At 69.7% G+C, this 19039-nt stretch carries 13 protein-coding genes and 4 pseudogenes; 10 read left to right on the forward strand and 7 right to left on the reverse strand.

The window, feature by feature from the left end; all coding sequences use genetic code 11:
- Nucleotides 1-578: pseudogene (locus HW578_RS27820) on the reverse strand (transposase); the annotation flags it as partial.
- Between the two features lie 631 nt (nucleotides 579-1209).
- Here HW578_RS27820 and HW578_RS28580 point away from each other — a divergent pair.
- From HW578_RS28580 to HW578_RS11040, 5 genes and pseudogenes are all read left to right on the forward strand, one after another.
- Nucleotides 1210-1506: pseudogene (locus tag HW578_RS28580) on the forward strand (thiamine pyrophosphate-binding protein); the annotation flags it as partial.
- Nucleotides 1492-2127: pseudogene (locus HW578_RS28585) on the forward strand (hypothetical protein); the annotation flags it as partial. The pseudogenes HW578_RS28580 and HW578_RS28585, both read left to right, overlap by 15 nt.
- Nucleotides 2128-2325: 198 nt before the next feature.
- Nucleotides 2326-2805: pseudogene (locus HW578_RS28590) on the forward strand (thiamine pyrophosphate-dependent enzyme); the annotation flags it as partial.
- A gap of 9 nt (nucleotides 2806-2814) precedes the next feature.
- Nucleotides 2815-4437, forward strand: coding sequence for a hydantoinase B/oxoprolinase family protein (locus HW578_RS11035; RefSeq protein ID WP_198370608.1), 1623 nt, complete (start codon nucleotides 2815-2817; stop codon nucleotides 4435-4437).
- On the forward strand, nucleotides 4434-6515 hold the full coding sequence (locus tag HW578_RS11040; RefSeq protein ID WP_198370609.1) for a hydantoinase/oxoprolinase family protein: 2082 nt from the start codon (nucleotides 4434-4436) through the stop codon (nucleotides 6513-6515). The genes HW578_RS11035 and HW578_RS11040 overlap by 4 nt, the downstream gene beginning before the upstream one ends.
- A 12-nt stretch (nucleotides 6516-6527) precedes the next feature.
- On the opposite strand, the gene HW578_RS11045 is transcribed toward HW578_RS11040, so the two are convergent.
- Together HW578_RS11045 and HW578_RS11050 are read right to left on the reverse strand one after the other, a co-directional pair.
- Nucleotides 6528-7238, reverse strand: coding sequence for a carboxymuconolactone decarboxylase family protein (locus HW578_RS11045; protein WP_198370610.1), 711 nt, complete (start codon nucleotides 7236-7238; stop codon nucleotides 6528-6530).
- On the reverse strand, nucleotides 7235-8608 hold the full coding sequence (locus tag HW578_RS11050; protein WP_232478882.1) for an amidase: 1374 nt from the start codon (nucleotides 8606-8608) through the stop codon (nucleotides 7235-7237). Before HW578_RS11050 ends, HW578_RS11045 begins: the two co-directional genes overlap by 4 nt.
- A 178-nt stretch (nucleotides 8609-8786) precedes the next feature.
- Between HW578_RS11050 and HW578_RS11055 the strand changes: the two genes are divergently transcribed.
- Genes HW578_RS11055 through HW578_RS11075 form a run of 5 tightly spaced genes read left to right on the forward strand, consistent with a single transcriptional unit; the run spans nucleotide 8787 to nucleotide 14420 of the window.
- The gene (locus tag HW578_RS11055) at nucleotides 8787-10583 is read left to right on the forward strand and encodes a peptide ABC transporter substrate-binding protein (RefSeq protein WP_198370612.1); all 1797 of its coding nucleotides are present in this window, start codon (nucleotides 8787-8789) and stop codon (nucleotides 10581-10583) included.
- A 10-nt stretch (nucleotides 10584-10593) separates the two neighbouring features.
- Entirely contained in the window at nucleotides 10594-11553 is a 960-nt protein-coding gene (locus tag HW578_RS11060) for an ABC transporter permease (RefSeq protein WP_198370613.1), read from the forward strand.
- Nucleotides 11519-12457, forward strand: coding sequence for an ABC transporter permease (locus HW578_RS11065; protein WP_198370614.1), 939 nt, complete (start codon nucleotides 11519-11521; stop codon nucleotides 12455-12457). Before HW578_RS11060 ends, HW578_RS11065 begins: the two co-directional genes overlap by 35 nt.
- Complete coding sequence (locus HW578_RS11070; protein WP_456308273.1) at nucleotides 12454-13425, forward strand: ABC transporter ATP-binding protein; 972 nt, start codon at nucleotides 12454-12456, stop codon at nucleotides 13423-13425. Before HW578_RS11065 ends, HW578_RS11070 begins: the two co-directional genes overlap by 4 nt.
- Nucleotides 13426-13445: 20 nt before the next feature.
- Complete coding sequence (locus HW578_RS11075) at nucleotides 13446-14420, forward strand: ABC transporter ATP-binding protein (RefSeq protein WP_198370615.1); 975 nt, start codon at nucleotides 13446-13448, stop codon at nucleotides 14418-14420.
- 42 nt (nucleotides 14421-14462) lie between these two features.
- Here HW578_RS11075 and gltA read toward each other — a convergent pair whose 3' ends face one another.
- The 4 genes from gltA to HW578_RS11095 all read right to left on the reverse strand — a co-directional run bounded on the left by gltA (nucleotide 14463) and on the right by HW578_RS11095 (nucleotide 18787).
- Nucleotides 14463-15770: a citrate synthase gene (gene gltA / locus HW578_RS11080; RefSeq protein WP_198370616.1), complete on the reverse strand. Its 1308-nt coding sequence runs from the start codon at nucleotides 15768-15770 to the stop codon at nucleotides 14463-14465.
- Between the two features lie 238 nt (nucleotides 15771-16008).
- Entirely contained in the window at nucleotides 16009-16566 is a 558-nt protein-coding gene (locus HW578_RS11085; RefSeq protein ID WP_198370617.1) for a thermonuclease family protein, read from the reverse strand.
- Nucleotides 16567-16670: 104 nt separating this feature from the next.
- Complete coding sequence (locus HW578_RS11090; protein WP_198370618.1) at nucleotides 16671-18149, reverse strand: CYTH and CHAD domain-containing protein; 1479 nt, start codon at nucleotides 18147-18149, stop codon at nucleotides 16671-16673.
- Nucleotides 18150-18250: 101 nt separating this feature from the next.
- Nucleotides 18251-18787 (reverse strand): SixA phosphatase family protein, encoded by a 537-nt coding sequence (locus tag HW578_RS11095; RefSeq protein ID WP_198370619.1) that lies wholly within the window; start codon nucleotides 18785-18787, stop codon nucleotides 18251-18253.
- Nucleotides 18788-19039 lie beyond the last annotated feature (252 nt).

Here is a 19039-nt window from a genome sequence, read left to right on the forward strand (position 1 = left end):
TCGCTTCGGCTGCCGCCGCGGCACCTTCAGCCCCTCGCGCCGCCAGATGCGCTCTACCCGCTTGGCGTTCACCCGCCAGCCCTCGGCCCGCAGCAGCGCGGTGATCCGGCGGTAGCCGTAGCGGCCATACTCCGCCGCCAGCGACACCACCGCCTTGGTCAGTGCGGCCTCGTCGGACCGCACGATCCGCGCCTTGCGCTGCGTCGAGCGTGGTTGGCCCAGCGTGCGGCACGCGCGGCGCTCGGACACCCCGAGCACCGCCTGCACATGCCGCACGCCAGCCCGGCGGCGCTCGGGGCCTAGAAGTTTCCCTCCGCAGCTTCCTTCAGGATCAGCTTGTCCAGCGTCAGCTCCGCCACCGCGCGCTTCAGCCGCGCGTTCTCCCGCTCGAGATCCTTCAGCCGGCGCGCCTGGTCCACCTTCAGCCCGCCATACTCAGCTCGCCAGCGGTAGAAGCTCGCCACGGATACGCCGAGGCCGCGGCAGACCTCCCCCACCGTCCGGCCCTGCGCCAACTCCACCTCAGCCTGCCGCAGCAGCCCGATGATCTGCTCCGCCGTGGGTCGCTTCTTCGGCATCCCTGCCTCCTTCCAAGGAGGCCAACTCTCTCATTCCAGGTGGATCCCAGGCAGGGGGGAAGGTCAGCCCACCGCGCGCGTCGGGTTGCACGGCTTGGGTTCGGGCACGCGAGCGTCCTTCCTGCGATGCATAAGGTGTTTCGGCCCGCGCCCTTCAGCGGTCACGCCTGCTCGATCCGTGACCCGGCGGCGCAGTGCAGGATCGCGTCGATCCACAGCAGCGGGCAGCGCCGCGGATCGTAGGTGTGGCGCAGAGAATCGAGTAGGGTGAGCGTACGGGGTATCTCGGCCTCCGTCGCAGCATGTTCGCGGCCCCGCGGCGGATGGTTTCGCGCTGCCTATGTGAAGATTCCGAATCGGGACTGACGAGCCGCGTGCCTTGCGCGCGTCCTTCTCGAGACACGTGCCGACACAGCCCGCGACAGTAGCCGGTCACCATGGTAGAATCGGGGATCTGGGCCACCTCCCTGTCCCCCAACGACACGCTCGCAGAAAACCCCATCGCCACCGTCGCGATCCTTCGCTGATGGAAGTGATGAGGCCCGTGGTCATGTCTTCACCGCGATCGCGTTCCGGGCAAAGGTAGCCTATGCATCGCTCCCTCCCGCCTCGCGACCACTCGCCGTCGAGCATGGCCGACAGCGCTGCCGCGCGCGTCGTCGAAGCCGTGGCCGCGCGCGGCACCCGCCGGATCTGGGGAGTCCCGGGCGGCGGCTCGTCACTCGACCTCATCCAGGCGACCGGACCTGCGGGCGTTCAATTCGTGCTGTGCCGCCATGAAGGCAGTGCCGCAATGATGGCGGCGGCCGATGCGGAACTGACCGGCGCCCCGGGCGTGGTCCTGACCACGAAGGGACCAGGGTTGTCGAACGCCGCGAACGGCATGAGCTGCGCGACGCTGGAGCGCGCCCCGATGCTGGTCGTGACGGATGGCTTCACGCCTGCGCAAACCCATTGGATCACGCACCAGGTCTTCGACCAGCGCCTTGCGACCGCCGCGTATGTGAAGGGCTACGCACGCCTCGAGACCGCCGATCCGGCAGCGGAACTCGAGTCCCTACTGGATTCCGCCATGCAGCATCCGCGCGGGGCTGTGCATCTCGACCTGACCTCGGCCGTGGCGAAACGGCCTGTGGGCGCGATCCAGCGGCCCGCACCGAAGCCCGCGCAGCTGCCCGACCTGGGACCGATACTTGCCAGCCTGGCCAGCGCGCGTCGGCCCGTGATGATCCTGGGTCTCGAATCGACGGACGCAGCCCCGGAGTCCCGCGCGCTTGCGGAAGCGCTTGGCTGTCCGGTGCTCGTCACCTACAAGGCAAAGGGCGTGCTGGCGGATGCGCATCCCCAGCATGTCGGCATCTTCACCGGCGGCTCGCTGGAAGCGGGTGTTGTGGGCGCAGCGGACCTGATCCTTCTGGTCGGCGCCGATCCAGTCGAATTCATCCTGCAACCCTGGCGCTATGCCGCGCCGGTCGTCGAAATCGCCGCAAGGCCCTTCCCCGTCCACTACACGCCCATTGCGGTCGGCGCCTATGGGCCGGTCGCGCGAATCGCCGCTGCCCTCGCGGATGGTGCGCGGTGCGGCGACTGGACACAGACGGAAATCATGGCGCATCGCGCCGCGATGCGCGATGCGCTGACGTGGCCGGGAGGCGGCGGCGTGGCGCCGCCCCGCATCATTCAGATCGCGGCCGAGTCCGCCGCGCGGGCGGGACGTGACCCGCGCGCCAGCGTCGATGCCGGCGCCCATATGTTCTCAGCGACGGCATTCTGGCCGTGTTCGCGGCCGCGCGACCTGCTGATCTCGAATGGCCTCGCCACCATGGGGTTTGCGCTGCCTGCGGGTATCGCGGCCGCACTGCACGACCCGGCGCGGGGCGCGATCGCCTTCACGGGAGATGGCGGGTTGATGATGTGCGTGGCGGAACTCGCCACCGCCGTGGATCATCGCGCGCGCCTGGTGACGGTGGTGTTCAATGATGGCGCGCTGTCGCTGATCGATGTGAAGCAGCAGCAGCGGCAATTGCCGGCCGAGGGCGTGCGCTGGAGCCGCGCGAATTTCGCGATGGTGGCGGACGGTCTCGGCGCCCGCGGGTTCCGCGCCCGGGATGAGGCCGAACTCGCGGCCGCACTCGACGATGCCTTTGCGCATGACGGACCGTCGCTCGTGGATGTGCTGGTCGATCCTGCGGGCTACTTGCAGCAACTCCAGGCGATGCGGGGCTGAGGACGACACATGGCAGGCTTCACGGCACTCAGCCTTGGCTCGGCCTGGAGCCGCATCGCCGGGCTGATGGACGAAGCGGCGCAGAACTTCGTGCGCACCTCCTTCTCATCGGTCGTACGCGACAACTGGGACATGGCGATCGGGTTGATGGACAGCGCGGGGCGGCAATTCGCGCAGTCCTCGCGATCGGTGCCTTCCTTCGTCGGCACCATGCCGGTGACGCTCCGTCACATGCTCGCGCGCTTCCCGCGCGAGAGCCTGCGCCCCGGCGACGTGCTGATCAGCAACGACGGCTATCTCGGCACCGGCCACCTGAACGACATCACGACCATCCGGCCCATCTTCCGCGACGGGCGCATCGCCGCTTGGATCGGCGGGACCTTCCATTCCACCGATATCGGCGGCGCCCCATCCGTCGAGGCGCGCGATTCCTGGGAGGAAGGGCTCACCATCCCGATCGCGCGCATCCTGCGCGAGGGACGCGAGAACGAGGACGTCATCGCCTTCCTCGAGGCGAACCTGCGCCAGCCTGACGAGACGCTCGGCGACATCCGTGCGCTGTTCGCGGTCTACGAGCAGGCGGAGGCACGCCTGTTCCGTATCGTTACGGAGGAAGGCATCGGCGACATCGATGCGCTCGCCGCCGAGATCTTCACGCGCTCCGAACGCAGCATGCGCCAGGCGATCGCTGCCGTGCCGGATGGCGAGGTGACGGACCAGGTCACCTCCGATGGGTTCGAGCATCCCGTGACCATCCGCCTGCGCATGGCCGTGACGGGCGACGCGCTGACACTCGATTTCACCGGCACCGATCCGCAGATCGCACGCCCGGTGAATTCGCCGCTGAACTTCTCGCGCGCCTATTCGCATTACGCGGTGAAATGCGCCTTCGACCCCGAGACACCGAACAATGACGGCTGCTTCCGCCCCATCCGCCTGATCGCGCCGGAGGGCAGCATCGTCAATCCGCGCCGTCCGGCCCCGGTCTGGGGGCGGCACCTCACCGGGCACTACCTGCCGATCCTGGTGCTCGCCGCTCTCGGCAAACTCATTCCGGACCGCGTCATCGCCGAGTGCGGCAGCCCCTTGTGGAACTGCTACTTCACCGGTGAGCACGCGGATGGCCGTCGCTACGTGCGAATGTTCTTCATGAATGGTGGCCATGGCGCGCTGCCGATGCGCGACGGCCCGGCCTGCCTGTCCTTTCCCTCCAACGTCGCGACGCAGCCGGTCGAGCAGTTCGAGAACGCCGTGCCCATGCTGCTGACCGAGAAGCGACTGATCCCGGATTCCGGAGGCGCGGGCCGCACGCGTGGTGGTCTCTCGCAGCGGCTGACCTTCGAGGCCACGGGGCCGAAGCCGGTCACCGTCACCTATCGCCACGAACGCGTGCAGAACCCGCCACGCGGCATCTTGGGCGGGCAGTCGGGCCGTACAGGCCGGGACCTTCTGAACGGCGCGCCGGTCGTGGCCAAGGCGCGCATAACGATCGGCCCGGGCGACCGCATCACCTTCGAAACGCCTGGCGGCGGCGGCATGGGTGTGCCTGCCGAACGCGACCCGGCCGCAATCGCGCGCGACATCGCCGAGGGCTACGTCACCGCGGCCGGCGCGAAGGCTTATGGCTCATGAGCGCCGCGCCCTTCCGCATCGGCGTCGATATCGGCGGCACCTTCACCGACTTCGTGCTGCTCGACACGCGCGACGGCACGCTGCGCAACGGCAAGGTGCTGACCACGCCGGCCGCTCCTGAGCAGGCGGTGCTGACGGGCATCCGGCAGATGCTCGAGGCGCACGGAATCGCGCCGGCCGACGTGCAGCACGTCATCCACGGGACGACTCTGGTGGCGAATGCGCTGATCGAACGCCGCGGCGTGCCGACCGGCCTGATCACTACCGACGGCTTCCGCGATGTGGTCGAGATCGGCACGGAACTGCGCCACGACACCTACGACCTGTTCATGCGCGTGCCCGAGCCGCTGGTCCCGCGTCGACGCCGGATCGAGGTGCCGGAACGCATCCTGCCCGATGGCGGCATCCGCACGCCGCTGGACGAGCCCGCCGCCCGTGCCGCCGCGCGCGACCTGGCCGCGCAGGGCGTGCAGGCGGTCGCGGTCTGCTTCCTGCACGCCTTCCGCAACGCGGCGCATGAGCGCCGCATGGCGGAGATCCTCGCCGAGGAAGCACCGGGCCTCACGCTCTGCCTCTCCTCCGACGTGGTGCCGGAGATCGGCGAATACGAACGCGCCTCCACGACCATCGGCAACGCCTATGTGCTGCCGGTGTTCCGACGCTACCTCGCGCGACTCGGCGATGGGCTGCGCGGGCTCGGCCTGACCGGACCGCTCTATCTCATGCTGTCGGATGGCGGCACGGTCGGCGAGGCCACAGCTGCACGCCATCCCATCCGCCTGGTGCAATCGGGCCCCGCCGGCGGGGTACGCGCCACGGCGCTGTATGGCGCCGCCGCGGGCACGCCGGACATCCTGTGCTTCGACATGGGCGGCACGACCGCCAAGGCCTGCCTGATCGAGGGAGGCGAACCGCTGCGCAGCCTGGATTTCGAAGTCGCGCGCGTCGACCGCTTCCGCAAGGGCAGCGGCTTGCCACTCAAGGTGCCGGTGATCGAGATGATCGAGATCGGCGCCGGCGGCGGATCCATCGCGCAGGTCGATCGGCTCGGCCTGATCCGCGTGGGCCCCGAGAGCGCCTCCTCCGATCCTGGCCCGGCCTGCTACGGGCTCGGTGGCTCGCGGCCGACGGTGACCGATGCCGACCTCGTGCTCGGGTACCTGGATGCGGGCAGCTTTCTGGGCGGCGACATGCGCCTCGATGTCGCGGCCGCGGAGCGAGCGCTGCGCGAGCACCTGGCCGACCCGCTCGGCCTGTCGGTGGTCGATGCCGCCTGGGCCCTGCACGAGACGGTCAACGGCAACATGGCCCAGGCCGCGGCGATCCACGCGCTGGAGAAGGCGCGCAGGATCGAATCCTACACCATGGTGCCGATCGGCGGTGCGGGCCCGGTGCATGCCGCGCAGGTCTGCCGCAAGCTTGGCATCGCGAAGCTGGTCGCGCCGGCGGGTGCGGGCGTGGCCTCGGCCTTCGGCTTTCTCGCCTCGCCGATCTCCTTCGCATTCGTGCGCGGCTGGGTCGCGCCGCTGGCCGGGCTCGATTTCGATGCTCTGCGCACGTTAGTGGGGGGCCTCGAAGCGGAGGGCCTCGCGATGCTGGCCGAGGCGGGCGTCGCGCCAGGCGCCACTTCGCGCCGGGTGATCGGTGCGCTCCGTTACTCCGGCCAGGGCTTCCAGGTCGAGGCGGAGATCCCGCCGGCTGCGCTCGCAACCGGCGACCGCGCCGCGGTGCGTGCCGCTTTCGAGGAACGCTACCTGCAGCAGTACGGCCGGACCGAACCGGGACTGCCGGTCGAATGCGTGTCCTGGCAGGTGATCATGGCTGGACCGACGCCCGGCGTATCGCTGACGGCGCTATCCGGCGAGGCCGCGGCAGTGCCGCCCCTGCGGCACCGTCCTGCCTGGTTCCCGGAGGCGGGGGGCTTCGTCGACACACCAGTCATCCAGCGCGCGTCCCTGCGCCCCGGCGACCGCGTGGCCGGGCCCGCACTGGTCGAGGAACGCGAGAGCACGCTGGTTCTTCCGCCGGGCACCGTGGCGCTGTGCGATACCGCGCTGAACCTGGTGGTGACGCTGTAGGCCCGCGGGTCGTTACGCCGACGGCGCCTCGAAGGCGCCCTGACCGGGCGTCTCCGCCCAGGCGCGGAAGGCAGGGGAGGGCGACACGCGCCCCTCCTGCATCAGCCGCAGCCAGACGCCGGTCGCGCGCACGAAGGGGTTCACGCCGCGCGGCCAGATCGCGAGGCTCATCGCCTCCGCGATCTCGGGTTCCGGCACGCCGGCGGCGTAGGCCGCCTCGATCTCCGCCGCGAGGCCCCATGCCTCGTCGCAGGCGGTCTGCACGGCGATCAGCGCCAGCCGCGCCGTAGCTTCGTCGAGCGGCGATCCGGCAATCAGCGCGCTGCCGGCCGCACGGTATTCGGCCGCGAGCTCAAGGCCCGGCAACTGGCCCTGCCAATGTGCCGCAAGCGTCGCGTAGCGTTCTGCGCCGCCGGCCCAGGCGGCCAGGCGGAACACCGCGGCGGCCTCATCCCCGGTGCCGCCGGTTGCCATGAAGCGATGGAGATGATGCGTGCCGACCGGCTCCCGGCAGGCGGCGAGGATGGCAAGCCACACCACCTCCTTGCGATGGGGCGAGAGGTGATGGTCATCGAGCGTCAGCGCCTGGTACATCGCCTCGTAGGCAGCGTGCAGATCGGGCAGGGCGGCCGCCATGGCGCCGTGATGCGGCAGTACGAACCCGCGTGCGGCCCGGATCTCCGCGAGGCGCGCGCGGACCTGTTCGGGGCTGGGCGGGGTCATGCGGCGACCGGCGGCAGCGTCTCCAGCATCCAGCGCGCGGTCGCGGTGGCCTGCGCATCCATGTTCACCTGCGCCATGACCTGGATGCCCATCGGCATGCCGCCGACGGTGGTCAGCGGAATCGTCACGGCGGGCGCTCCGATCCCAGAACTTGGCGTATTGAACACCGCATCGCCGGTCGGACGGGCGACCAGCGGCTGGCCGGGGACATCGCCGGCCCAGAGCGGCGCGGGACCCGGTGAAGCCGGCGCGATCAGCGCATCCACCAGGGGCGCAAGCGCGGCGTGGCGCAGGCGCAGTTCCTCGCGCTGGAGCAGGCGCATGCGGTAGTCCTCCGGCGTCATGCGGTCTGCCATGGCGAGCACGGCGCGCGAGCGGGCGCTGATCGCATCGGCATCCTGCGCGACCAGGTTGCGGAACAGCCAGTGGTTCTCCCAGCCGGTGATGGCGCTGGTCATCGCCTGCACACCCAGCAGCGATGTCTCGAAGGCCTCCAGCATCGGATGGTCGGCACGACGCATCACTGTCACGCCGGCGGCGCGCAACTGCGCGACCACCTGCTCGAAGGCCGCTTTGCTCGCATCGTCCAGCGCCGCCCAGCCTTCCGTCTCCATCACGCCGATGACCGCAGGGCGGCGGGCGGCGGGCGGTGCCGGCGGTCCGAACAGGCCCGGGCGGCCCGGATCCCCGCCGGCACGCCTCGCGATCTCGATGGCGACCTGCCACATGTCCTCGATCGACCCGGCATGGATGCCGGTGGTGCTCATGCTGGTGGCCTGGCGCTCGCCGCGATTGATGCCGCCCTGGGTCGGCTTGAGTGCGACATTGCCGCAATAGGAGGCCGGGCGGATGACCGAGCCGCCGACCTGCGTGCCGAGTGCCGCAGGCACCATCCGCGCGCCGACGGCCGCCGCCGAGCCAGAGGACGAACCGCCCGGCGTTCGGCGCTGGTCGAAGGGATTGGTGGTGGGGCCGGGATGTGCGCCGCCCAGCTCCGTCGTGACCGTCTTGCCAAGCACGACGGCGCCGGCCTCGCGCAGCGCCCATACGGCAGCGTTGTCGCGCTTCGGGAAGTTTCCGCGATAGGCGCGGCAGCCCATTTGCGTGGGCATGTCCCGCGTCTCGAGCAGATCCTTGATGCCGAGCGGCATGCCATCGATGGGCGAGAGGGGCCTGCCCTGGCGCCAGCGCTGCGTGCTCGCGTCTGCCGCCTTGCGAGCGCCGGCTTCGTTCGTCACCACCCAGGCCCGGACCACCGACTCGCGCAGCGAGATCGTCTCGAGACAGCGTTCGAGATAGGCGCGCGGGGTATCCGCCCCATCGGCGAAGGCGCGGGTCGCATCGTGGAAGGTGAGGGGGGTGGCGGTCATGGCCGGTCCTGCTGTCTTTGCGGGCATTCAGCGACCATCGCGGGAGCATGTCCAGGTCGGGCGGGCCGGCCTCGCGCCGGCCGTCGCGAGAAGCCTCTGGCGCTCCGCCCTGTTTCCACGGCAATTTGATCACCGGGACGGGCAAGACGCCGCAAGGCGCCGACTGGGAGCAGATGACATGACCGAAGACGATCTCCGCGGCCTCATCGCCCGCGTGAAGGGCGGCAGCCTGTCGCGGCGTGGCTTCGTCAAGCGGCTGGCGGCGGTCGGCTTCACCGCGCCGATGGCGACGCAGCTTCTGGCGATCGCCGGTGCTTCGCCAGCCGGCGCGCAGAGCGTGCCGGCCTATCGCCCGACGCGGCGCGGCGGCGGCGGCGCGCTGAAGGTGCTCTACTGGCAGGCCGCGACGCTGCTGAACCCGCATTTCGCCGCCGGCACGACGAACCAGGATGCGGGTCGCGTCTTCTACGAGCCGCTCGCCGGCTGGGCCTCGGACGGCACGCTTGTCCCGATCCTCGCCGCCGAGATCCCCTCGCGCGAGAATGGCGGCCTCGCGGAAGACGGGCGCTCGGTGACCTGGAAGCTCAAGCGCGGCGTGAAGTGGCACGACGGCCAGGATTTCTCGGCCGACGACGTCGTGTTCAACTGGGAGTATGCGCGCAATCCGGGTGTCGCCGCCGTCACGTCGGGCTCCTACCGCGACGTGAACGTCGTGAAGGTGGACGACCATACGGTCCGCATCGAATTCCCGCAGCCGACGCCGTTCTGGGCAGACGCCTTCGTGGGCGGCACCGGGCAGATCATTCCGCGCCACCTGTTCAAGGACTTCGCCGGCGCCAATTCGCGCGACGCGCCTGCGAACCTGCGCCCTGTCGGCACCAGCGCCTACCGCTTCGTCTCCTTCGCGCCGGGCGACACGCTGCGGGCCGAGCTCAACCCGAACTACCACATGGACAACCGTCCCTATTTCGACACGCTCGAGGTCAAAGGCGGCGGCGATGCGGTCTCGGCCGCGCGCGCGGTGCTGCAGACGGGCGACTACGACTACGCCTGGAACATGCAGGTCGAGGACGAGATCCTGAAGCGGCTGGAAGCTGCTGGCCGCGGAAAGGTGAACATCGTCGAGGGGGGCGGCATCGAGTTCGTGCAACTCAACGCCACGGACCCGAACCGCGAGATCGATGGCGAGCGTTCGCACATCAGCACGCAGCATCCGGCCTTCCGTGACCCCGCGGTGCGCCAGGCGATGGCCATGCTGATCGACCGCAATGCGCTCGAGCAGTTCATCTACGGTCGCGGCGGTCCCGCGACCGCGAACTTCCTGAACAACCCGCCGCGCTTCGCCTCGCCCAACATGCGCTGGGAATTCAGCATCCAGAAGGCGAACGAGGTCCTCGACGCCGCTGGCTGGGCGCGCGGTCGCGACGGCATCCGTGCCAAGGACGGCGTACGGCTGCGCTTCGTCTACCAGACCTCGGTCAACGCACCGCGCCAGCGTACCCAGGCAATCTACAAGCAGGCGGCGCAGCGCGCGGGCATCGACCTCGAGCTCAAGTCGGTCACGGCCTCGGTGTTCTTCTCGTCGGATGTCGCCAATCCCGACACCTACACTAAGCTCTACGCCGACATGCAGATGTACACGACCACTATGCCGCAGGCGGACCCCGAGCGCTTCATGAACCAGTACGTCTCGTGGGAGGTCTCGGCCAAGGCGAACAACTGGCAGGGCCGCAACATCGTCCGCTGGCGCAGTGAGGAATACGATCGCATCTTCCGCGAATCGCAGGGCGAGCTCGACCCGGTGAAGCGCGCCGCGCTGTTCATCCGAATGAACGACCTGGTGGTGGGTTCGAACCATATTATTCCGCTGGTGCGCCGGCCCACGGTCAGCGCCAGCCTCAACAACCTGCGCCATGTGCTCAGCGCCTGGGACCTCACGATGTGGTACCTCAACGACTGGTATCGCGAGACCTGATGCGCCGCGCGTGACCCAGTACCTGATCCGGCGGCTGCTGATCGCGATCCCGAGCCTGCTCGGGATCAGCGTGGTTCTGTTCACCGTTCTAGCCCTGGCGCCGGGCGATCCGTTCGAGGAACTGGCCACGAACCCGGCCATCCCGCCCGACGTGCGGGCGAACCTGCGCGCGAGCCTCGGTCTCGATGACCCCGTCTACCAGCGCTACCTGAACTGGCTGTTTGCGATGCTGCGCGGGGAATGGGGGTATTCCTTCGTCAGCCGCGTGAATGTGGACCAGCTGATCCTGCAGCGGCTGCCGACCACCATCATCGTGATCGGCGCGGCGCAGCTGTTGGCGCTCTGCGTTGCGCTGCCGGTCGGCGTCTATGCGGCGACGCGCCCCTATTCGCTGTTCGACAAGGTCGCGAACACGCTCGCCTTCGTGGGGTTCTCGCTGCCCACCTTCTTCACCGGGCTGCTGCTGATCCTGCTGTTCTCGATCACGCTCGACTGGCTGCCCTTCGTCTATCGCGCACAGATCGACGCGACCGGCTGGCGCTGGTGGTGGGAGCACATCCGCCAGTCGATCATGCCGGTGATGGTGCTGGGCCTGTTCCAGGGGGCGGCCCTGGTGCGCTTCGTACGCTCCGCGGTGCTGGACGTGATTCGCCTGGACCACGTGACCACGGCGCGCGCCAAGGGCCTGCCGGAGCGCGCCGTCACACTGAAGCACGTGGTGCGCAACGCGATGATTCCGGTGGTCACGCTGGTCGCGCTGCAGATGCCCATCGTCTTCGGCGGCGCGATCGTGACCGAGCAGATCTTCCGCATCCCGGGCATCGGGTCGCTGCTGATCACCGCCATCCTGGCCAACGACACGCCGGTCATCATGGCGGTGACCTTCGTCTTCGCGTGCCTCGTCATCCTGTTCAACCTGATCGCGGACGTCCTGTATGGCTGGCTCGATCCCCGCATCAGCTACCGCTAGCGCTGCGGCCGCGGCGGCGCCGCGCGTCGGGCCGTGGCGCGAGGCCTGGCGGCGCTTCCGCAAGCACCGGCTTGCGGTGGCAAGCCTCGTGATCCTGTCGACCCTGGTGCTCGCCGTGCTGGTGGGGCCGTTCGTGTGGCAAGTGCCGATCGACGAGATCGACTTCACCGCACGCCTGCAGGGTCCTTCCTGGGCGCACCCGATGGGCACGGACGACCTCGGCCAGGACCTGCTGGCGCGCGTGCTCTATGGCGGGCGGATCTCGCTCGCGGTCGGCTTCGCGGCGATGACGGTCGCGATCCTGGTGGGCGTGCTGGTGGGCGCGGTGGCGGGCATGGCAGGCGGGCGCATAGATGCCGCGCTGATGTGGCTGACCGACCTGTTCCTGTCGCTGCCGCAACTGCCACTGCTGCTGCTGATCATCTACCTGTTCCGCGATGCGCTCACGAAGGTCGTGGGGCCCGAACTCGGCGTCTTCATCCTGATCGTGATCATCATCGGCGGGTTCAATTGGATGCAGGTCGCGCGCCTCGTGCGTGCACAGTTCTTCTCGCTCCGCGAGAAGGAATTCGTCGAGGCCGCGCGCGCCCTCGGCGCCTCCCGCCTGCGGCTTGTGCTGCGCCACATCCTTCCCAACGCCATGGGGCCGGTGATCGTCGCCGCCACCATCGATATCGCGGCGGCGATCATCGCCGAGAGCACGCTCTCCTTCCTCGGCCTCGGCTTTCCGCCGGACGTTCCCACCTGGGGCCGGCTCCTGTTCGACGCCAAGGACAACCTCGACTTTGCGCCGCATTGGGCGATCTTTCCCGGGGCAATGATCTTCCTGACCGTGCTGTCCATCAACTTCATCGGAGATGGGCTGCGCGACGCCTTCGACCCGCGCCGGGTGATCGCCTCGTGAGCGAACCGCTGCTCGCGATCCGCGGCCTCAAGGTCCATTTCGCCACCGATGACGGCATGATCCGCGCGGTGGATGGCGTCGACATCTCGGTCGATCGCGGCGAGACGGTCTGCGTCGTCGGCGAATCCGGCTGCGGCAAGACCGTGACCGCGATGACGGTGCTGAAGCTGATCGCCATGCCGCCCGGGCGCATCGTGGCCGGGCAGATCCTCTGGCAGGGCCGCGACCTGGTGCCCCTGAAATCCGAGGAGATGCAGTCGATCCGCGCCAAGCAGATCGCCATCGTCTTCCAGGAGCCGATGACCTCGCTCAACCCGGTCTACACGGTGGGCGATCAGATTGCCGAGGTGGTGCGCCACCAGGAGGGCCTCTCGCGCCGCGCCGCCTTCGATCGCGCCAAGGAGATGCTGGCGCTGGTCAACATCCCCAACGCCGCGCGCCGTGCCTCCGACTATCCGCATCAGTTCTCCGGCGGCATGCGCCAGCGCGTCATGATCGCCATGGCGCTGTCCTGCAATCCGCAGCTGCTGATCGCCGACGAACCGACCACCGCACTCGACGTCACGATCCAGGCGCAGATCCTCGACCTGCTGGCCGAGATGAAGGATCGGCTCGGCATGGCGGTCATGCTGATCACCCACGCCATGGGCGTGGTGGCCGAGGTGGCGCAGCGCGTCGTCGTCATGTACGCCGGCAAGGTGGTCGAGGAAGCGCCGGTGCGCGAGCTGTTTGGCAATCCCCGCCACCCCTATACCCAGGGGCTGATCCGCTCGATCCCGCGCCTCGACCTCGCGGCCACGCAGCATCGCCGCCTCGAAGCCATTCCCGGCACCGTGCCCCAGCTTCTCCACCCGCCGCCAGGCTGCCGCTTCGCTGCGCGCTGCCGCTACGCCACCGACGCCTGCACCGCGGCCGAGCCGCCGCTGCGCGAGGTCGCACCCGGCCACAAGGTGGCCTGCATCCTGTGAGCGCCGCGAAGGATCCCGCCATGGCGCAGCCGCTGCTCTCGGTCCGCAACCTGGTGAAGCGCTTTCCCGTGCGCGGCGGAATCCTGAGCCGCGTGGTGGATCATGTGCACGCAGTGGACGGCGTGGGCTTCGATCTCGCGGCAGGGGAGACGCTCGGGCTGGTGGGGGAGTCCGGCTGCGGCAAATCCACCACCGGCCGTTGCATCCTGCGGCTGATCGAACCCACCTCGGGCGAGGTGCGCTTCGAAGGGCGCGACGTGCGCGCGCTCACCGGGCATGAGCTCGCCGCCATTCGCCGCGACATGCAGATCATTTTCCAGGACCCCTTCGCGTCGTTGAACCCGCGCATGACCGTGGGGGCCATCATCGGCGAGGCGCTGGAGATCCACGGCCTTGCGCGCAACCGGCGCGAGCGCGAGGCGCGCGTCGCCGAACTGCTGGATACCGTCGGCCTGCGCGCCGACCACATGTCGCGCTTCCCGCACGAATTCTCGGGCGGGCAGCGCCAGCGCATCGGCATCGCCCGCGCGCTCGCGGTCTCGCCCAAGCTGATCATCTGCGACGAGCCGGTCAGCGCGCTGGATGTCTCGATCCAGGCGCAGGTCATCAACCTGCTCGAGGACCTGCAGGAGAAGTTCGGCCTCTCCTACCTGTTTATCGCGCACGACCTGTCGGTGGTCGAGCACATCTCCGACCGCGTCGCGGTGATGTATCTGGGCCGCATCGTCGAGATGGCGCCTTCGCGCGACCTATATGCGGAACCGCTGCACCCCTACACGGAAGCGCTGCTCTCAGCCGTACCGATCCCGGACCCCACCCTCAAGCGGCAGCGGATACGCCTGCAGGGCGACCTGCCAAGCCCGATGAACCCGCCCTCGGGCTGCCATTTCCACACCCGCTGCCCCATCGCCGAGAAAGGTGTGTGCGACCGGAAGGCGCCAGAGTTCCGCGAGGCCCGGCCCGGCCACTGGGTGGCCTGCCACAAGCGCGGGTGACCCGCCGGCGGGGGAAGATGGCCTCCCCCCGCATTTGCGGCCTCAGCCGCGCTTGTCCATCGGCACGAAGTCGCGCGCCGCCGCGCCGGTGTAGATCTGCCGCGGGCGCCCGATGCGCTGTGACGGGTCCTCGATCAGTTCCTTCCACTGGCTGACCCAGCCCACCGTGCGCGCCACCGCGAAGAGCACGGTAAACATATGCGTGGGGATGCCCATCGCCTTCAGGATGATGCCTGAGTAGAAGTCCACGTTCGGGTACAGCTTGCGGCTGATGAAGTAGTCGTCGGTCAGCGCGATGCGTTCCATCTCGATCGCCATGTCGAGCAGCGGCTCGTTCTTGATGCCGAGTTCGCCGAGCACCTCGTGGCAGGTCTCCTTCATGATCTTCGCGCGGGGGTCGAAGTTCTTGTAGACCCGATGGCCGAAGCCCATGAGCTTGGTGTGGGAGTTCTTGTCCTTCACCTCGCGAATGAAGGCGGGGATGTTCTCCGGCCTGCCGATCTCGGCGAGCATCTTCAGCACCGCCTCGTTTGCGCCGCCATGCGCAGGGCCCCACAGGGCGGCGATGCCGGCGGCGATGCAGGCGAAGGGGTTGGCGCCGGTCGAGCCCGCCAGGCGCACGGTCGAGGTCGAGGCGTTCTGCTCGTGGTCCGCATGCAGGATCATGATGCGGTCCATCGCGCGCGCCAGGATCGGGTTGTTCACCCAGGGCTCTGCCGGCACGGCATTGAGCATGTAGAGGAAGTTTTCCGAGTAGCTGAGGTCGTTGCGCGGATACATGAAAGGCTGGCCGATCGAGTACTTGTAGGCCCAGGCCGCGATGGTCGGCACCTTGGCGATCAGCCGGAAGGCGGCGATCTCGCGCTGGCGCTCGTCGTTGATGTCGAGGTTGTCGTGGTAGAAGGCCGCCAGCGCACCGACCACGCCGCACATCACCGCCATCGGGTGGGCGTCGCGGCGGAAGCCCTCGAAGAAGCGGCGCAGCTGCTCGTGCAGCATGGTGTGGTAGGTGACGCCCTTGTGGAACTCGTCGTATTGCGCCGCGTTCGGCAGGTCGCCGTTGAGCAGCAGGTAGCAGACCTCGAGGAACGAGGAATTCTCCGCCAGCTGCTCGATCGGGTAGCCGCGGTACAGCAGCACGCCCTCGTCGCCGTCGATGTAGGTGATGGTGCTTTCGCACGACGCCGTGGCGCCATAGCCGGGGTCGAAGGTGAAGATTCCGAGCTCGCCATACAGCTTGCGGATGTCGGCCACCTTCGGCCCGAGCGTACCGCCCAGCAGCGGAAGCGTCGTGCTCTTGTTGGAGCCCTCCATCGTGACGGTGATGGCGCCGGCTGCCTTGCTGGTCATGCGGGGATATCCTCAGCTCGTGTGGCCACGGCGAAGTTCCCGCCGGGCCCCGGAATTGGTGCAGCGCAAGATAGGGCGGTGTCCGCAGCCTTGGCAAACCGCGAGGTGGGCAATCTGGAGGGCGCGCGCGCTCGGCGTCTGCTTCCGCAAAGCTCCGGCATGCCGCGCGTGTCGGGCATCCGCGATCGACATGCCAGACGCGCGTGAATCCGGGGCGAGGCGCTTCCCGGAACGATATTCAGTTGCGCGCCCGCCAGGCTGCCGGTGCGCCCACGCCATTGGCCCAAAGGCCCAGCGCAGCCTGCCGCGCCACGCTCTCCTGGCCGCGCAACGCGCTGCCCGTGGCAATGGCGAAGCCACCGCTCACGAGCGCCTGGTTGAGGTCCGCGCCGCCCGCGTCGCACTGGCCGAGGCCGCGCCCGAAACCGTCCTGCCCGACGATCCGGCAGGCCACCGGCCGTCCAGCCACCAGGCGCGTCAACGCCGCCGCAGAGGCGCCGCCGCAGTCGAAGGTTTCGCCCGTAGGTGCCCGGCACGCCTCGCCACGCGCCGGCGCGGCCACGCCATCAAGGCGGACGATCCGCTCCCCGAGCCCGATCGTCTCGCCGTCGACAATGCGGATGGCATGCGCCTCGGCACGCCAGTTGCGGTCGGTGGGTGCGGAGCCGAACAGGCTGGAGGGCAGCGCAACGCCAAGCACCAGGGGCGCGGCAATCACGGCGGACACTACCAGCGCCGCCCCACCGAACCGGGAGCGGGCTTTGCGGCCCTTAAAGATGCGACGTCGTTCCAGCACGTCCGGATCGTTAAACCGACCGCGAAGGCCCTGCAACCGCTGGTCGCAGCGAAAAGCGACAAGGTGTGGCGGACCGATCGCGGGCGCAGGTTAAGGAATCGCGCCTAATCGCCTGTCCAAAAACGATCCTTGCCCCCCAAGCGGTGCCAGGCCTCCAGCGCATCGCCCCGGTGATCGGCAACCCTGGCCTCGCACCAGCCCTCCACGACACCCACGGCCCAGCTTCGACCCGCGCTGCGGGCGGCCAGGGCCTGCGCGAGGCCACGCGCCACGGCAACGTCATTGGCAATGCCGAGCCCGTCCTGCAGCCTCGCTAGGCGTCGCAGGAACCGCCGCGCGCGCTTGCCGTCGAACAGCGGTGCGAAGACCTCGGCGGCGTAGCGCAGGCGCTTGCCGTCGAGGCGCAACTCATGCAGGTCCTCGGCGGTAAGGGTCTCGAAGGCAGCGCCGGCGCGGCGAAGGCGGGCCCAGTGGCGGTCGAGCGCCATGCGGCCGAAGGCGCGGGCGGGCATCTCCAGCGCCTCGCGTGGCGAGCCTGATGCCGCGTCGCGCCACGGACGCGCCAGCAGCACGGAAAGCGCATCAATCAGCAGCAGCCGCCAGCCGGGCGCGGCGACCATCGCCACGGCGGCATCATAGGCCAGGTCGCGCCGCGCCTCGGCGGCACGCAGCAAGGCGGCGATCCGCGCGTCGTCCGCGAAGGCGGTGGCGACATGGTGGCCGATGCCGCCCAGGAAGACGTCCCAGTCCCGCGCCGGCCCAAGGCTGCCGACCACCTCGCGCAGACGTGCATCGAGGCTGCGCAGGTCCGGGTGATCCACGACCCTGCGGAAGACGCGCAGCACCGACCGCAGCCGCCGGAGCGCAACGCGGCTCTGGTGGACCGCCTCCGGCTCCCCGCCATGCCGGATGCGCGCCGCCTGCTGGTGCAGAACTTCCAGCAGATGGCCGACGGCGCGCAGGAAGGCGTCCTCGACGGTCGATGCTTCCGAGGTATCGGGCGGCCCCAACCGATATGGACGCGGACCGGCTCCGCTCGCCATCGCGCGGGCTTCCTCCGCCAGCGAGACGAGCGGTGGCGCCAGCGGCAGGTGTGCGGCGATCGCGCGCGCCGCGGCCATCACGGCGGGCAGCGGGCCGGCAAGGACCAGCCGGGCGGCCTCGCTTTCGGCCGCAACGCTGCGCAGGCGGCCGATCAGCAGCTCCGCATCGACCGTGCCCTCCGCCAGCGCCAGGCCGAAGGTCTGGCGGCGGCCGGTGAAGGCGGCCAGCGCGACGAGCGGCGCGCCGTCGGTCGCCGGCTGTGCGTCGTCGGTTTCGAACACCGCCTCGATGCCGGGCGGCTGTGCGGGATGCCAGGCCGCCTCCGGCCGCGGGAGCAGCCGGCGCAGCACCCGCTTGCCGCGCCGGGGCGATTCCAGAAGAAGGCCCTGCGCGCAGAGCAGCCCCTCCGCCGTGTCGGACCAGATCGTCTCGGCTGCGGCGCTGCGGGCGCGGCCGATGCGATGAGCCTGCACGAAGGGAAGGCGTGCCAGTCGCCCGGCCGCCTCGGGCGGCAGGGCGAATTCCAGGGTCACGGCCATCGGCGCGTCTTCTACGCCCGGGATGGGGTGTGCAGATGGCGTCTCGGCGGCGTCCTCGGCGATCGGAAGTCGTGTTGCCGGGGAAGCGGCGGCGGGCATGGTCAGATGGCCATTTCCGGGAGGTCGGCCGGGGCCAGGAATCGCACCAGGCGCCCGCCCCCCTCGGCCAGGTCGTGCCAGGGCGTGGCGATGCTGAACTCAGCCAGGGCGCAGGTTGGGAAGCCCTCGGCGATGCGCCGCGCCGCGACTGCAGCGCCCCCGGTCATCCCGCCCGCGCCGACCAGGGCCAGCGCCAGGTCCTGCAAGCCGGGATTATGTCCAATCAGCAGGATGCTGCGCGCGGTCTCCGGCGCGCGGCGCAGCAGGTCGAGCAGCCGCGGCCAGGGTGCCAGGTACAGGTCGTCCATCGGCTCGACCATCGGGCTGTCGGGGAAGGGCGCGATCGCCTCGAGCGTCTGCAGCGTGCGCCGCGCGGAGGAGACGAGCACGACATCGGGCGCGAGCCCCAGGTCGCGCATCGCAGCGGCCATGGCCTGGGCGGCACGCCGCCCGCGCGCATTGAGGGGGCGCGCGTGGTCGGGGAGCGACGGATCGTCCCAGGATGATTTCGCATGCCGAAGGAGAAGGAGCTGCCGCATCGCTCCGCCATCCTGCCACGGACCGCGGCATCTGTCGCGCCTGCCCCGCCGCCCCCTCGCGTTGCGCCGGTCCCGCCCCATCTGCAGCAGACCTTGGTGAAGGCCTGGAGAGAGCATGTCGGGAACGATTGTGGTGGTCGGCGCCACGGGTGCGGTGGGCACGGCGCTGGCCAGGCGCGGCGCGGCGCGCGGGGCACGGCTGGTGCTGGTGGCGCGGGATGCGGCGCGGCTCGGCGCGCTCGCCGCGGAACT

The sequence above is a fragment of the Roseomonas rosulenta genome, from assembly GCF_016106005.1.
GTDB lineage: Bacteria > Pseudomonadota > Alphaproteobacteria > Acetobacterales > Acetobacteraceae > Neoroseomonas > Neoroseomonas rosulenta.

Excerpts from the sequence above, each read along its gene's own strand:
- HW578_RS11035 (WP_198370608.1), top strand. The coding sequence starts at position 2,815 with ATGGCAGGCTTCACGGCACTCAGCCTTGGCTCGGCCTGGAGCCGCATC.
- HW578_RS11040 (WP_198370609.1), top strand. The coding sequence starts at position 4,434 with ATGAGCGCCGCGCCCTTCCGCATCGGCGTCGATATCGGCGGCACCTTC.
- HW578_RS11045 (WP_198370610.1), bottom strand. The coding sequence starts at position 7,238 with ATGACCCCGCCCAGCCCCGAACAGGTCCGCGCGCGCCTCGCGGAGATC.
- HW578_RS11050 (WP_232478882.1), bottom strand. The coding sequence starts at position 8,608 with ATGACCGCCACCCCCCTCACCTTCCACGATGCGACCCGCGCCTTCGCC.
- HW578_RS11055 (WP_198370612.1), top strand. The coding sequence starts at position 8,787 with ATGACCGAAGACGATCTCCGCGGCCTCATCGCCCGCGTGAAGGGCGGC.
- HW578_RS11065 (WP_198370614.1), top strand. The coding sequence starts at position 11,519 with ATGGCTGGCTCGATCCCCGCATCAGCTACCGCTAGCGCTGCGGCCGCG.
- HW578_RS11075 (WP_198370615.1), top strand. The coding sequence starts at position 13,446 with ATGGCGCAGCCGCTGCTCTCGGTCCGCAACCTGGTGAAGCGCTTTCCC.
- gltA (WP_198370616.1), bottom strand. The coding sequence starts at position 15,770 with ATGACCAGCAAGGCAGCCGGCGCCATCACCGTCACGATGGAGGGCTCC.
- HW578_RS11090 (WP_198370618.1), bottom strand. The coding sequence starts at position 18,149 with ATGGCCGTGACCCTGGAATTCGCCCTGCCGCCCGAGGCGGCCGGGCGA.
- HW578_RS11095 (WP_198370619.1), bottom strand. The coding sequence starts at position 18,787 with ATGCGGCAGCTCCTTCTCCTTCGGCATGCGAAATCATCCTGGGACGAT.